A 14,857-nucleotide genomic window follows, 5' to 3' on the forward strand; every position below is an offset into this window, starting at 1 on the left:
CAGTTAGGGAGCGGAGGTTAGCGGTACGGGGTCGGCTAGTCGCGACCGGTCCGGCACGTCCCGGTCGGGCGAGGTCGACTTCCGAACCCCGCACTTCTTTTTGCCACCGGCCGAACCGCCGCTTATGAATCACGACGAGTCCCGCGACCTGTACGACCGGGCGCTTTCGGTGATGCCCGGCGGGGTGAACTCATCGGTTCGCGCGGTGCGACCGTACCCGTTCTTCGTCGAACGCGGCGACGGCGCGCACGTCGTAGACGCCGACGGGAACCGCTACATCGACTACGTGATGGGTTACGGGCCGTTGCTGTACGGCCACGACATGCCCGACCCGGTTCGCTCGGCGGTGCAGTCGTACGCCTCCGACGGCCCGATGTACGGCGCGCCGACCGAGATAGAGGTCGAACACGCCGAGTTCGTCGCGCGGCACGTCCCGAGCGTCGAGAAGATTCGCTTCGTCAACTCCGGCACCGAGGCGACGGTGTCCGCGGTTCGCCTCGCCCGCGGGTACACCGGCCGCGACAAGATAGTCGTCATGGAGGGCGGCTATCACGGCGCGCAGGAGTCCACCCTCGTGGAGGGCGAACCCGGCGACACCGCTCCGAGTACGAAGGGCATCCCCGCGTCGTTCGCCGAGCACACCGTTCCGGTGCCGTTCAACGACCCCGAAGCCGTAGACGAGGTGTTCGAGGAGTACGGCGACGACATCGCCGCCGTCCTCACGGAGCCCATCCTCGGAAACATGGGCATCGTCCACCCCGTCGAGGGCTACCTCGAACACCTCCGCGAGGTGACCGACGAGCACGGGTCGCTTCTGATATTCGACGAGGTCATCACGGGCTTCCGCGTCGGCGGCCTGCAGTGCGCGCAGGGGAAGTTCGGCGTCACGCCCGACGTGACGACGTTCGGGAAGATAATCGGCGGCGGGTTCCCCGTCGGCGCCATCGGCGGGCGCGCGGACGTCGTAGAGCGGTTCTCGCCCTCCGGCGACGTGTTCCAGTCGGGGACCTTCTCGGGGCACCCGGTGACGATGGCCGCGGGGCACGCCTACCTGACGTACGCCGCGGAGAACGGCGTCTACGACTACGTGAACGACCTCGCGGAGACGCTCCGGCGCGGCCTGACCGACATCGTGGAGGACAACGCCCCCTCCTACACCGTCGTCGGCACGGACTCGATGTTCAAGACGATCTTCACGCGCGAGGGCCCGGACGACCTGACGGACGCGTGCGAGGCCGGGTGCGTCCAACGGGAGTCCTGCCCGCGCTACGGCTACTGCCCGAAGAACGGCGCGGACGTGGCGAACGCGGAAACCGAACGCTGGGAGCGCATCTTCTGGCAGGAGATGAAAGAGCGGGGCGTCTTCCTCACGGCGAACCAGTTCGAGTCGCAGTTCGTCTCCTACGCCCACACCGAGGAGGACGTAGAGGAGACGCTGGAAGCGTACAAAGAGGCGCTGTAGCCCCGTATCTCGGATATCTCGTTATCCGGTATCGAACGCGCTGTCGGCGTCGGCGTCGGCGGCGGCGAGTTCGCCGCTGAGCGTCTCGTTGACGATGAGGCCCAAGAAGAGGACGAACGAGGCGGTGTACAGGCTCGTGAGGATGATGATGATGCCGCTTATGACGCCGTAGATGGCGTACCGCGAGGCGTTGACGGCGTAGAGGTGGACGACGACGAGGAGCGCCGTCCATCCGACCGCCGCGATGAACGCGCCGGGAAGCGCCGCCGTCGGTTCGGTTATCCGCCGCGCGGGGACGTAGTACGCCGGGAGGAACGCGGCGGTGAGGACGCCGAGGAGCGTCACGACGGCGGCGGCGGAGACGAACGGCGAGTTCGGGAACAGCGAGAAGACGACGCTCGTGCAGAGTATCAGAGAGAGCGCGAGAACCAGAGAGAGGAGGACGGCGACGGCGCCGCGGAGTTGCTCGGAGTGCGACCGGTCGTCCTCGCCCTCGACGCGTTCGACGACGGTCAGAAAGCCGACGGCGACGTTCGCTCCGCTCCACCCGAGGACGACGATGGCCAGCACCGTCGCGCCGAGGCGCCCCGAACTCGTCACCGCCGCCTCCCACACCAACTGCTGGACGTCGGGCGTGAGAAACGGCGGCGTCACCTCGTGAACCCGCACGGCCGCCGACCGGTTGACGAGCGTCAACACCAACAGCAACAGGGGGAACAGCGAGACGAACCCGTAGTACGCCAACGACGCCGCCGGATACTCCACGTCGTGCTCCTGCGTCGCGCGGAGGACCGCCAAGAGAAAGTCGAACCGCCCGCCGAGATACGACATACCCCGCCTACGAAGTCGAGACGTAAAACCGCTGTAGCGGCGTCGGCGCGCCGTCGGGGCCACCGGCTCACTTTTTCTCCTCTGAGCGCGTCGTGTCAGCTATGGATGCAGAAGTGCGAACCGAGTCGGACGCGGCGCGGGGGTACGACGACCCGTTGGGTGACGTCCTCCCCCGGGCGAACGTGGACTCCCGGTGGTGGTACTGGATAGCGGCCGTCCCGGCGTTCGGTCTCGCCGCCCTCGTCGGGGGCGTCTTCTTCCTGTTCGGCTTCCTCTTCGACCTCTTTCTGACGGGCGGGCTGCTCACGTTCGGGGCCGCGTTCCTCCTCGTCCCCGTCGCCGGACTGGTCGGCTTGGTGCTGACGGTGATGTACCCCATCGCGACGTACGTGGACGCGCGGGCGGTCGCGGAGTCGAACGCGGAGTGGATGCCCGACCCCCTCGTGTGGGGACTCGTCGCCCTCGCCAGCGTCGTCCTCAGCGCGTTCTCCCTGAGCGTCGTCGCGTCGCTGTACTACCTCTACAAGCGACACGGCGCGGTCGGAATCCCCTGAGTTCGGCAGATCAGTCCGACCGACCCCGAGCCCACGGGGTCCGCGCGAGCGACCGTCTTCTCCCGCGCCCGACGCGAGACGAGAGGGAGCGCGAATCCGAGTGAACAGAGCCAACAGGCCGCGTACGCGGCGAAAAGAGCCCACGACCCGCGTCGGCGGACCCGAGCGTCGTAAACCCGGGGCGGCGACGGCGGACTCGGGCCCGCGCGGGCGGAAGTGGTGACCTTTTCACCCACCGGAACCCACGTCTCGACAACGATGACACGCGGGACACTCCGACTGGCGACGCGAGGGTCGAACCTCGCGCTCCGGCAGGCGGCGAGCGTCCGGGAGGCGCTCTCCGACCGCCGATTCGAGGTAGAACTGGTGGAGGTGGAGACGCACGGCGACGAGGTGCGCGACGAACTCATCCACCGGCTCGGCAAGACGGGCGCGTTCGTCCGGGCGTTGGACGAGAAGGTGCTCGACGGGAGCGTGGACGCCGCCGTCCACTCGATGAAGGACATGCCGACGGAGAGCCCGCAGAACCTCGTGGTCGCCGGCATCCCGCCTCGCGCGCCCGCGGGCGACGTGCTGATTACGCCCGACGGGTCCGAACTGGACGACCTCCCGGCGGGCGCGACGGTCGGTACGTCGTCGCTCCGGCGGAAAGCCGAGATTCTCGCCGCGCGACCCGACTTGGAGGTCGAACCCCTCCGCGGCAACGTCGACACCCGCGTGGAGAAACTCCTCGCGCCGTCGCTACAGGCCGAACACGAGAAGCGCGTGGACGCCGACAGGGAGAAGAAGGGCGAACGGGCCGTGGCGTCCGCCAAGGGCGAGGAGTACGAGGCGGAGTTCGACCAGTCCATCGAGGAGTGGTTCGACGGCCTCCGCGAGATAGAGCGCAGAGCGCTCGAACGCGACGTGGACACCGAGTACGACGCCATCGTCCTCGCGGAGTCCGGCCTCGAACGGAGCGGCCTCCTCCACAACGTCGAGTACGTCCGCCTGCCGACGACGGAGTTCGTCCCCGCGCCCGGACAGGGAGCCATCGCGGTCACGACGCAGTACGGCGACGTGGCCGACGACGTGCGGGACGCCGTCGACCACCCGCGCACGCGCGTGGAGACGACGGTGGAACGGACCGTCCTCGCGGAACTCGGCGGCGGGTGCGTCGCGCCGATGGGCGCGCACGCCACCCTGCAGGGGAAACACGTCCACGTCACCGCGCGAATCCTCTCGGTGGACGGCGAGGAGGAGGTCCGGGGGTCCCGCGACCTGCCGGTGGAGGACCACGCGAACGCCGCCGCCGAGTTCGCCGAAACGCTCGCCGAACAGGGGGCCGACGAACTCGTCGCGGCCGCCCGCGAACTCGCGGACGAGGAGTGAACGGATGAGCGACGAACCCACCGACGGTGCGCGGATCGACGGCGTAAACGCCGATACGGACGCGCCGGACGCCGACATCGCGCCGGGGATGGTCTACCTCGTCGGAAGCGGACCGGGCGACCCGGAGCTGCTGACGGTGAAGGCGAAACGCCTGCTCTCGGAGGCGGACGTGGTGCTTCACGACAAACTCCCCGGCCCGGAGATTCTCGGCCAGATACCCGAGGAGAGACGCGAGGACGTGGGCAAACGCGCCAGCGGCGAGTGGACGCCGCAGGAGTACACGAACCACCGGATGGTCGAACTCGCCCGCGAGGGGAAGACCGTCGTCCGCCTGAAGGGCGGGGACCCGTTCGTCTTCGGCCGGGGCGGCGAGGAGATGGAGCACCTCGCCGAATCGGGCGTTCCGTTCGAGGTGGTGCCGGGCATCACCTCCGCCATCGCCGGCGCGGGCGTCGCGGGCATCCCCGTCACCCACCGCGACCACGCCTCGTCCGTCTCGTTCGTCACCGGCCACGAGGACCCGACGAAGGAGGAGTCCGCCGTCGATTGGGAGGCGTTGGCCGCGACGGGCGGGACGCTGGTCGTCCTGATGGGCGTCGGCAAACTCCCCGACTACGCGAAGGCGCTTCGAGACGCCGGGATGGACGCCGAGACGCCCGTCGCACTCGTCGAACGCGCGACGTGGCCGGAGATGCGCGTCGCCGCCGGAACGCTCGACACCATCGTGGACGTGCGCGACGCCGAGGGCATCGAACCGCCCGCGATAACCGTCGTCGGCGACGTGGCGGCGACGAGGGACCGAGTCGTCGCGTTCCTCCGCAACCGAACGGGCGAGTTCCCGGCCGGAACCGCCGCCGACCCGGAGGTGCGTGAGGAGTGAACCGCGACGTTCGCGTCGCCGTCTTCCGCCCCGACGACGACAGACTGGCCGACGCGGTGGAACTGCTCGACTCCCTCGGCGCGACGCCGATTCCGGACCCGATGCTCGAAGTCGAACCGACGGGCGCGACGCCCGAGGCGGCGGAGTACGTCGTCCTGACGAGCAAGACGGGCGTCGAACTCCTCGCGGAGGCGGGGTGGAACCCCGGCGACGCGACGCTCTGTTGCATCGGCGCGGCGACGGCCGACGCCGCCCGCGACGCGGGGTGGACCGTGGACCGCGTGCCCGAGGAGTACACCTCCGCCGGACTGGTCGAACACCTCCGCGAGGAGGTGGGCGGCGCGACGGTGGAAGTCGCCCGGTCGGACCACGGCAGCGACGTGCTTTTGGACGGCCTGCGCGAGGCGGGCGCGACGGTGAGCGAGACGGTGCTGTACCGCCTCGTCCGCCCCGAGGGAGCGGGTCAATCGACGGTGATGGCCGCCGGGGGCGAACTCGACGGCGTCTGTTTCTCCTCCTCTCTCACCGTCGAGAACTTCCTCGACGCCGCGGCTGAGCGCGGCCTGCGCGAGGAGGCGATCGAGGGCCTGAACGACGCCGTCGTCGGCGCCATCGGCCCGCCGACGCGCGAGACGGCCGAATCGCTCGGCATCGACGTGGACGTGGTTCCCGACGCCGCCGACTTCGAGGAACTCGTCTGCGAGGTGGTCGAACGCGCCGCCCCCGCGTACCACGAGTGAGTTCGGAGGACCCCGTCGGTGGCGCGTGACTGGCGGTCGGTCGGCACCGTCGCGGCGTGGCAGACGGCCGCGAGCCTCTGTTACTACAGCATCTTCGCCGCGACGAGTTTCGTCCGCGACGCGTTCACCCTGAGCGAATCGCTCGTCGGCCTCTTCCTGACGGCCGCGCTGGTCGGCTACACCGCCGCGCTGTTTCCGAGCGGTGCGGCCGTGGACGGGTTCGGCGAGAAGCCCGTGATGGTCGGCGGACTGGTCGCACTCGCCGTCGCCGCCGTCGGCGTCTCCCTCGCGCCGTCGTACGGCGCGGTTCTCGTCGCGGGGGCGGTTCTCGGGGTGGCGTACTCCTCGGCGATGCCGGGGACGAACCGCGGCATCGTCGCCACCGCCCCGCGCGGGCGCGAGAACTTCGCCATGGGGCTGAAACAGGTCGGCGTCACCGCCGGAAGCGGCGCGGCGTCCCTCGTCGTCACCGGCGTCGCCGCCGTGGCCGCGTGGCAGGTGGGCTTCTGGGTCATCGCCGTCGTCGCCGCCGGGTACGCCGTCGCCTTCGCCGTCCTCTACGACGGCGCGGGCGGGAGCGGCGAGTTCTCCGTGCCGGACGTGCGCGACCTCCGGGCGAACGGCGCGTACCTCCTCCTCGTCGCGGGCGGCCTCTTCCTCGGTGCGTCCATCTACTCGATGCTCGGCTACACCATCCTCTACGTCGAGGACGTGGTGGGTGCGAGCGCCGCCGTCGGCGGGGCCATCCTCGCACTCACGCAGGTGACGGGGAGCGTCTCCCGCGTGGGCGCGGGGAGCCTCGCCGACCGGTTCGGCGGCGCGAACGGGGCGGTCACCGTCGCCCTCGGGCAGGTGGCGCTCTCTGTCTGTCTGTTCGCCGCGCTCGCCGTCGGTGCCGCGTCGCTTCCGGTCGCCGTCGCCGTCTTCGCCGGACTCGGCCTCTCCATCCACGGTTCGACCGGCGTCTTCTACTCCTGTCTCAGCGAGTTGGTGGCCGACGACGACATCGGCGCGGCGACGGCGGGCGGGCAGACGGCCATCAACGTCGGCGGGTTGCTCGCGCCGCCGTTGTTCGGCGCGCTCGTGGAGACGGCGGGGTACGCCGAGGGGTGGGCGCTCCTCGCCGGGTGCACCGTCGCCGCCGCGGGACTGCTCTTCGCGGTCAGGCGGCGGACCTGACTGTCGCTCCGGCGGGGCAGAGCGAGAGTTTAAACCGCATACCGACCCTACCCGGAGTAACAGCAATGGCAGGACCCGTCCCCGAACTCGATGCGCGCGCCGAGGCGTGCGCGGACCGACTGCGCGAAGCCGACCGGGTACTCCTCGCCTCGCACATCGACGCCGACGGGCTGACGAGCGCCGCCGTCGCCTCGACGGCGTTGGAACGAGCGGGGATTTCCTTCGAGACGGTGTTCGCAAAGCAGTTAGACGAGAGCGAAGTCGCACGGATAGCCGCCACGGAGTACGACACGGTGCTCTTCACCGACTTCGGCAGCGGTCAGTTGGACGTCATCGCGCCCCGCGAGGAGGCGGGCGCGTTCACACCGGTCATCGCGGACCACCACCGACCGGCCGACGCCGAGACGGAGTACCACCTCAATCCGCTGCTCTTCGGCATCGACGGCGCGTCGGAACTCTCCGGCGCGGGCGCGAGTTACGTTCTCGCTCGCGCACTCGAACCGGAGGGGGGCGACAACCGCGATTTGGCCGCCCTCGCCGTCGTCGGCGCGGTGGGCGACATGCAGAACTCCGACGGCGGCCTGCGCGGGGCGAACGCCGAAATCGTCGAGGAGGGCGTCGCCGCAGGCGTCCTGGAGGAGGCGAAGGACCTCGTCCTCTACGGGCGGCAGACCCGCCCCCTCCCGAAGTTCCTGGAGTACGCCAGCGACGTCCGCATCCCCGGCATCTCCAACGACGCCAACGGCGCGGTGCAGTTCCTCTCGGACCTCGATTTCGATCTGAAGGCCGACGGCGAGTGGCGGCGGTGGGTGGACCTGACGATGGACGAACGGAAGACCCTCGTGAGTGCGTTGCTGCGGCGGGCCATCGCCTCGGGCGTCCCCGCCGACCGAATCGAGAACCTCGTCGGGACGACGTACACGCTGACCGCCGAGGAGGCGGGCACCGAACTCCGCGACGTGAGCGAGTTCTCCACGCTCCTGAACGCGACGGCGCGGTACGAACGCGCCGACGTGGGGTTGGCGGTCTGTCTGGGGAACCGTCAGGGTGCGCTCGACAGCGCCCGAAAGTTGCTCAGGAACCACCGGCGGAACCTCTCCGAGGGCCTCCGGTGGGTGAAAAACGAGGGGACGGCCGTCGAGGAGCACGTCCAGTGGTTCGACGCGGGGACGCGCATCCGCGAGACGATCGTCGGCATCGTCGCCGGGATGGCCGTCGGGTCCGGCGGTATCTCCCGAAGCAAGCCCATCCTCGCGTTCGCCGAGAAGTCGGACGCGGAGGTGAAAGTGTCCGCCCGGGGGTCGCACGTCCTCGTCCGAAAGGGACTGGACCTCTCGGCGGTGATGCGCGAGGCGTCGCGGGCCGTCGGCGGCGACGGCGGCGGCCACGACGTCGCCGCGGGCGCGACCATCCCGAAAGGGACGGAACGGGAGTTCGTCGCGGAAGCCGACCGCCTCGTCGGCGAACAACTCAAATAACGCGGCACTCGGCCGTCGGTTCGTCGTTATATCGGCTCGTTAACCGCGTGAAACGGAGTGAAATTCGCGCGAACGGAAGTAACCGACGCGGCGCTTATCTCCGTCGGGGTCCGACCTCGGGAAGATGTCCCCCGTACCGGACGGTACTCCGCCGTCTTCCGAACGGACGCTCGACGACTGGACGATGGACGTTCCCGTCGGCAATCTCCTGTCGCGCGCGGACATCGCGACGTTCGAACTGACGCCTAACGGGAAGATTTCCGACGTTAACGACGCGTTCACCTCGCTCGCCGGGTACGCTCGGGAGACGCTTCTCGACCGCCCGTTCTCGCACCTCACGGCGTCCGAACGCCTGCCGCCGCCCGTGGAGGCCTTCCTCGGGGCGTCCGAGGGGGACGACCCCCCCGAGTCGGTGAGCGCTACCGCGCCGTTGGAGACGGCGTCGGGGACTGCCGTCCTCTGCGAGGTTCACCTCCAGCGGAACGGGCGGTCCGGGGGCGACGAGCGGTATCTCGGCGTCGTCCGGCGGAAGGGGCGTCCCGAACGCGGAGGGGACGACGGGCGCGAACGCCCCGAGGACGCGCCGGCGAAAGCGTTCGTCGCACTCGCCGACGCCGTCCGAGACGGCATCATCGTCCTCGACGCCGACAGCCGGATTCAGTACGCGAACCCCGCGGTCGAGCGGATTCTCGGCTACACGTCCGAGGAGTTGGTCGGAGGCAGCAAGATACAGATAATTCCCGACCGACTGCAACAGGTCCACCTCGACGCCCTCCAGACGTACCTCGATACGGGGAAGCGAAACATCGACTGGGGGTACGTCGAACTGCCGGGACAGCACAGAGACGGCTACGAAGTTCCGTTGGGCATCTCGCTGAACGACTTCTTCTTCGAGGGAAACCGGTACTTCGTCGGCCTGTTCCGGGACATCTCGAAGCGGAAGAAGGCCGAGCGAGAACTGGCCGCGAAGGCCGCCCAACAGGAGACGGTCGCGGAGTTGGGTCACGAGGCCCTCACGGCGACCGACGTCGATTCGCTCCTCGACGAAGTCGTCGGGCGCGTGGCCGACACCCTCGACGCAGAGTACTGCGAAGTGCTCGAACTCGACGTGGACGCGGAGCGATTCCGGTTCCGCGCGGGAGTCGGGTGGGACGACGGCGTCCTCGAATCCGCGACTGTCCCCGTCTCGGAGGCGACGCAGGCGGGGTACACGCTCAGCACCGAACGGCCCCTCGTCGTCGAGGACTTCGGGACCGACCCTCGGTTCGAGGGGACGGGCGGAATCGCCGACTTCGGCGTCCGAAGCGGAATCGACGTGATAATCGGCCCCGCGGACGACCCGTGGGGCATCCTCGGCGTCCACGACGCGGCGGCGCGGGAGTTCAGCGCGTACGACGTCCACTTCGTCGAGAACGTCGCCCACATCGTCGCGAGCGCGATAGACCGACACGCCTACACCCGTCAGTTGGAGGTCCAACGGGAGGAACTGGAGGCGTTGAACCAACTGAACCGGCTCGCGCGGGACATCCAGCGGGCGATAATAACGGAGTCCTCCCGCGAGGAGATAGAGCAGTTGGTGTGCGATCGACTCGCGCGGAAGGAGAACTACTCGTTCGCGTGGATAGGGCAGGTGGACTTGGCGGGCCAGACGCTCACCCCGGTCGCGCGGGCGGGGGACGACCGGGGCTACATTGACGACGTGACGGTGACCCTCGACGAACGGGACACCGGGAAGGGGCCCGCCGGGATGGCGGTCCAGACCTGGAACGTGCAGGTCGTCTCCGACGTCGAGACGGACGGGACCTTCGAACCGTGGCGAGAGGCGGCCCTCGAACGCGGCGTCCGGTCGGTGGCGACGATACCCATCGTCTACGAACAGACCGTCTACGGCGTCCTCGGCATCTACTCCGGGGAGAAGTCCGCGTTCGGACCGGACGCGCGGTCGATTTTCGGGTCGTTCGGCGAGATGGTCGGCCACGCTATCGTGGCGGCGACGCAGAAACACGCCCTCCTCACGAGGGAGATGACGGAGGTGACGCTCCAGTTGCAAAACCTCGTCGACCTCGTGGACGGCGGGGCGTCGAACCTCCCGGAGGTAGCGGTGTCGCAGGTGGTCCCGACCGGACGGGAGAGTTACGTCCTCATCGGGACGGCCGCACCCGAGGCGGAGGCGTCGATTCGCGAACTCGCGGAGGGAGCGCCGTCGGTTTCGGACGTGAGCCTCGCCGAGGAGAAAGACGGCGAACTGCGGTTCAGACTGCGGATACGGAACCCGCCGCTCATCTCGCAGGTGGTCGCGCGCGGCGGACGGGTCAGCCGAATCGTCGTCAACGACGCGGGACTGACGGCGACGATGGAACTGCCGCCGCACGTCGAGACGTCGGAGATAGTCGAGGAGGTGAAGGCGTCGTACCCCAGCGCCAACATCCTCCTCCAACGGCGGAAGACGGTCGAACGGTCGGTCGCTTCCGAGAAGGGGCTACTCGACTCGTTGACCGAGCGTCAGCGCACCGCCCTCGAACTGGCGTACCGCCAAGGGTACTTCGAGTGGCCGCGGAGGAACAGCGGCGAGGATCTCGCGGAGATTCTCGACGTCTCCCCCGCGACGTTCCACCAACACCTCCGAGCCAGCGAGCGGAAGTTCCTGACGGCGATATTCGACGGCGCGAAACCGTCCGCCGGGCGGGATAACGGCGGCGCTCGCCGCGATTAATCCGATCATACTCTCACCGGTCGAGCCCAGCGACCGCCGTCGCGCGGTCCGTGCCGCCCGTGTGCCTGTGAATTCGGCAGTAACTCAGAGACGTCTGAGATTCCAGAAATGAGACCCGTTAGGGCGTTCCAACACTGTTAGGTGAATTCCTTATCGGGTCTAGTTACCTAGGCGAAGTAACGACTAACCTATGGATAACTCGACTAAAGCCCTCGTGGAGGCGCTGGCGGTGACGCGGCGGCGGTACGTCCTCTCTATTCTGAGCGACCACCGCCGCGGACTGCGGGAGGGCGACCTCGCGACGATGGTCGCTTCGATGGAGACCGGAGACGCGTTGCGAGACGTCTCCGAGGACGCGCACCGACGCGTTCGGATCGACATCCGACACCGGCACCTGCCGAAACTCGAAGCGGCCGGACTGATACGGAGAGACGACGCGGGGACCGTCTCCGCGGCGGACAATCTCCTCTCGGAGGCCGAACCGGTGGCGGAGCTCCTCGAAGCGCCCACGGAGGTCACCGAAACGCAGGAACGAGTGCTGGAGAACGCCGTCCGGCCGCGCCGCCGGGCCGTCCTCTCGGTTCTCGAAGCGTCGGCGGGATCGCTTTCGCTTCGGGAATTGGGGGAACGCGTCGTCACCCGGGAGGAAGACGCCGCGGTATCGGACGTCTCCGAGGACCGCCTCGAAGAAACGCTCGTTTCGCTTCACCACGTCGACCTCCCGAAACTCGAAGACGCCGACCTCCTCGCGTACGACCCCGACGCGCGAACGGTCACCCGCCGGAGCGACGCGGAGTTCGACGACGAGTGGTTAGACGAGTCGGCGTTCGAGGCCGCCTGCGACGAACTCTCGAACGCGCAGGCGGGAGACGTCTGGACCCTCGAAGGGCGGGAGAACGTCATCGCGCGCGGGCAGTCGCTGTTCGAGGAGGTCGAGGACGAACTGTTCATCATGATAACGACCGACGGACTCCTCGAAGAGGGCTGCATCACCCGTCTCCAAGACGCCCTCGACCGCGGCGTGGACGTGTACGTCGGGTCGCAGACCTGGGCGGTCCGAGACCTCGTCCGCCGGCGCGTCCCCGAAGCGACGATATGGGAACCGCAGTTAGACTGGCTGAACCTGCCGCCTCACCGCGAGAAGCTCGGTCGCTTGGTGCTGGCGGACCGCGAGGCCATCCTACTGGGGTCGCTCGGCGAACCGAGCGGCGACGGCGTGCCCGTCGAGACGGCCGTCACGGGCGAGGGCGAGGACAACTCGCTGGTGATACTGATGCGGGAACTCCTCGGGAGCAGAATCGACCACCTCGACCACCAGAGCGCCGACTTCCTCGACCACCTTCCGCTGTAATCTCTCACGCCTCTTTCGCCGTCCTCGGAAGTTACGAACTAGCTACTGAGATGATAGACTGTCTCGAAGCGGTCGCCGTACTCCCGGGCAGCCACACACGAGCAGTGGTCAAGTCCTACCTCTGAGTGAAGTGTCGAGAGCACTCTTCGGACTCGGTCGGCCCGGATCACGACAGCGGGGGCGTTCTCGTGTGATTCACGGCCGAGGAGGGCATTGTCGGCGAGGGCTGTGATGACCTCGTTCACGAGGTGGTCGCCGATTGAGCGTTGTTGCCGTTGCATCGTCCACAGGGTGCCACTTTCCGGTATAGTTCGGTAGGCACCTGCCTCACCCGTGGTGGAATTTAAGTGGGGATGAGCCGTGGTGTTTAATTCCGAGCACTCCTGGTTCTTGTATGCGATATCTCACGGTATTAGTCAAACCGGATGGAAGGGGTGCTTTCCATCCACTCGGAAAGGAACTGGCAGATGACCCGTCGATCAGGCGGCGGGCCATTCATCATATCGAGCTTCTTGATGATGATACTGTACTCCTATTTGCCGAGGCAAGCGGCAGTAAGGAACGGTACAAACGGATTATGGAGAAGTCCCCTTATGTTATTAGTTATCTCATCGCCGGAGAAGACCGGTGGATGGCTGTGAGCCAGTTTGAACCGACAGAAGATGTTCGCCGGTCCCTTGAACTGCAACGAAAATCGCGTCTGGTATTCGAGACACCTATTCAGTTCACGTCCGACAATCATATTAAAGTCACATACTTAGGAACTGACGAAGAATTCAACAAACTGTACGAATATACTGAAGAGACGGAAAAATTCGAATTTGATATTCTCAAAATTGGCGATTATGAGGCTGACGAATCGTCAGTCAACAGGATAATCACAGATAGGCAAGAAGAAGTGCTTGAGGCGGCAGTTGATCTAGGGTATTATAATGAACCTCGCCAAGCATCTCTTGAAGACATCGGCGAGATCGTTGGGATTTCTCCCGGAACGGTCGGTGAGCACCTTCGGAAGGTCGAAGAACGTGTCTTCACCGAACTCGTCCACTGACTCCCGTTCCCAGTCACCAACCCTGCCGACGGCGTGAAAATCACCAACACACCACTGTTGGGCTCGAGAATTTAAAAGGAGCCACGTCAGTGCGGCAGTCCTTGTAATCAGCTCTGCCGCATATTTCTACCCAGAGGTAACACGATGTCAGCCACGAAACCACCCACAGCCGCAGATACGGTCACAAACACTGATGCATCGTTACTCACCGATCACGATGTAGAATCCACCTATCGCGACATCAACGGCGTGCAGTTACACATCGTCGCCGCCGGCGACCCCGACGCGCCACTGGTCGTCCTCCTGCACGGACATCCCGATTTCTGGTACGGCTGGCGCGATCAGATCTATTCGCTAGTTGAGGCCGGCTTCCGTGTGGTCGTCCCGGACCAACGGGGCTGTAATCTAAGCGAAGCGCCCGATGAGATCGGTGCCTATCGACAATCGGAACTAGTAGCTGACGTGCGTGAATTGATCCACAGTGAGGACCGGGAATCGGCCCACGTCGTTGGACACGACTTCGGTGGGTTCGTCGCCTGGAACGTAGCACTCCGTCACCCCTCCATGGTCGATCGACTCGGGATATTCAACGTCCCCCATCCGACAGCGTATCGAGATACTTTACGATCCAGTCCCCAGCAGATCCTGCGGAGCTGGTACGTCTGGTTCTATCAGGTACCGAAGCTCCCTGAATGGATGTTGACCCGGAACGATATGGCCAATATGGTTGATTCTCTCGAAATAACGTCCAACTCTGGAACGTTCGACGAGGAAACGATTACCTGCTACAAGGCGGCCTGGCAGCACACCGGCATTCGACCGAGAATACACTGGTACCGTGGATTCCTCCGATCAGAAAGCCCACCACGCAACACTGTTACCCAGCCGACGCTGATTTGTTGGGGAGAAGACGACATAGCACTCCTTCCCTCAACGGCCGAAAAGAGCGTGGACTACTGTGAAGACGCTCAGCTACAGATGTTCCCTGACGCGTCACATTGGGTACATCATGAGCGTGACGAAGTTACTGAAGCGCTACGCCGTCATCTCTCTAAATAACAGACACGAACCAACCGATCGTCAACCGAGTAGTGAAGTGAGACTTTATTGTCAATATTTAAGGAGAGCAACAAGCGCTCCGTTGACGAGGTCGCCCTCGGCCACAGAGAGATTCGAGAATCGTATGCATTGAGACGACCAGTCTCAACTTCAACATCCGATTCCGTATAGCATCATGAACTATATGG

At 66.3% G+C, this 14,857-nt stretch carries 12 protein-coding genes and 1 pseudogene; 11 read left to right on the forward strand and 2 right to left on the reverse strand.

The window, feature by feature from the left end; genetic code table 11:
- Window positions 1-124 precede the first annotated feature (124 nt).
- The gene (gene hemL / locus ACFQEV_RS18870; RefSeq protein WP_379699380.1) at window positions 125-1,462 is read left to right on the forward strand and encodes a glutamate-1-semialdehyde 2,1-aminomutase; all 1,338 of its coding nucleotides are present in this window, start codon (window positions 125-127) and stop codon (window positions 1,460-1,462) included.
- A gap of 21 nt (window positions 1,463-1,483) precedes the next feature.
- Here hemL and ACFQEV_RS18875 read toward each other — a convergent pair whose 3' ends face one another.
- The gene (locus tag ACFQEV_RS18875) at window positions 1,484-2,293 is read right to left on the reverse strand and encodes a YhjD/YihY/BrkB family envelope integrity protein (RefSeq protein WP_379699382.1); all 810 of its coding nucleotides are present in this window, start codon (window positions 2,291-2,293) and stop codon (window positions 1,484-1,486) included.
- 101 nt (window positions 2,294-2,394) lie between these two features.
- On the opposite strand from ACFQEV_RS18875, the gene ACFQEV_RS18880 reads away from it, so the two are divergent.
- The 8 genes from ACFQEV_RS18880 (at window position 2,395) to ACFQEV_RS18915 (ending at window position 12,559) form a co-directional block, all read left to right on the forward strand.
- Window positions 2,395-2,847, forward strand: a complete 453-nt coding sequence (locus tag ACFQEV_RS18880) for a hypothetical protein (RefSeq protein WP_379699384.1) — start codon at window positions 2,395-2,397, stop codon at window positions 2,845-2,847.
- A 258-nt stretch (window positions 2,848-3,105) separates the two neighbouring features.
- On the forward strand, window positions 3,106-4,218 hold the full coding sequence (gene hemC, locus ACFQEV_RS18885) for a hydroxymethylbilane synthase (RefSeq protein WP_379699387.1): 1,113 nt from the start codon (window positions 3,106-3,108) through the stop codon (window positions 4,216-4,218).
- Between the two features lie 4 nt (window positions 4,219-4,222).
- Window positions 4,223-5,098 (forward strand): uroporphyrinogen-III C-methyltransferase, encoded by an 876-nt coding sequence (gene cobA, locus ACFQEV_RS18890; RefSeq protein WP_379699388.1) that lies wholly within the window; start codon window positions 4,223-4,225, stop codon window positions 5,096-5,098.
- Window positions 5,095-5,838, forward strand: coding sequence for a uroporphyrinogen-III synthase (locus tag ACFQEV_RS18895; RefSeq protein WP_379699391.1), 744 nt, complete (start codon window positions 5,095-5,097; stop codon window positions 5,836-5,838). The genes cobA and ACFQEV_RS18895 overlap by 4 nt, the downstream gene beginning before the upstream one ends.
- Window positions 5,839-5,856: 18 nt before the next feature.
- Window positions 5,857-7,017 carry an MFS transporter gene (locus tag ACFQEV_RS18900; RefSeq protein ID WP_379699393.1) on the forward strand — a complete coding sequence of 387 codons (1,161 nt, stop codon included), beginning with the start codon at window positions 5,857-5,859 and terminating at the stop codon, window positions 7,015-7,017.
- A 65-nt stretch (window positions 7,018-7,082) separates the two neighbouring features.
- Window positions 7,083-8,495: a DHH family phosphoesterase gene (locus ACFQEV_RS18905; protein ID WP_379699396.1), complete on the forward strand. Its 1,413-nt coding sequence runs from the start codon at window positions 7,083-7,085 to the stop codon at window positions 8,493-8,495.
- A 124-nt stretch (window positions 8,496-8,619) separates the two neighbouring features.
- Complete coding sequence (locus ACFQEV_RS18910) at window positions 8,620-11,208, forward strand: PAS domain S-box protein (protein WP_379699398.1); 2,589 nt, start codon at window positions 8,620-8,622, stop codon at window positions 11,206-11,208.
- A gap of 190 nt (window positions 11,209-11,398) precedes the next feature.
- The gene (locus ACFQEV_RS18915) at window positions 11,399-12,559 is read left to right on the forward strand and encodes a DUF7344 domain-containing protein (protein WP_379699401.1); all 1,161 of its coding nucleotides are present in this window, start codon (window positions 11,399-11,401) and stop codon (window positions 12,557-12,559) included.
- A gap of 47 nt (window positions 12,560-12,606) precedes the next feature.
- Here the strand turns inward: ACFQEV_RS18915 and ACFQEV_RS18920 are convergent.
- A pseudogene (locus tag ACFQEV_RS18920) lies at window positions 12,607-12,840 on the reverse strand (NADH-quinone oxidoreductase subunit C); the annotation flags it as partial.
- Between the two features lie 113 nt (window positions 12,841-12,953).
- Here ACFQEV_RS18920 and ACFQEV_RS18925 point away from each other — a divergent pair.
- Together ACFQEV_RS18925 and ACFQEV_RS18930 are read left to right on the forward strand one after the other, a co-directional pair.
- Complete coding sequence (locus ACFQEV_RS18925; RefSeq protein WP_379699404.1) at window positions 12,954-13,610, forward strand: helix-turn-helix domain-containing protein; 657 nt, start codon at window positions 12,954-12,956, stop codon at window positions 13,608-13,610.
- 144 nt (window positions 13,611-13,754) lie between these two features.
- Window positions 13,755-14,669: an alpha/beta fold hydrolase gene (locus ACFQEV_RS18930; protein WP_379699407.1), complete on the forward strand. Its 915-nt coding sequence runs from the start codon at window positions 13,755-13,757 to the stop codon at window positions 14,667-14,669.
- Window positions 14,670-14,857 lie beyond the last annotated feature (188 nt).

The sequence above is a fragment of the Halopelagius fulvigenes genome, from assembly GCF_042662625.1.
Lineage (GTDB): Archaea > Halobacteriota > Halobacteria > Halobacteriales > Haloferacaceae > Halopelagius > Halopelagius fulvigenes.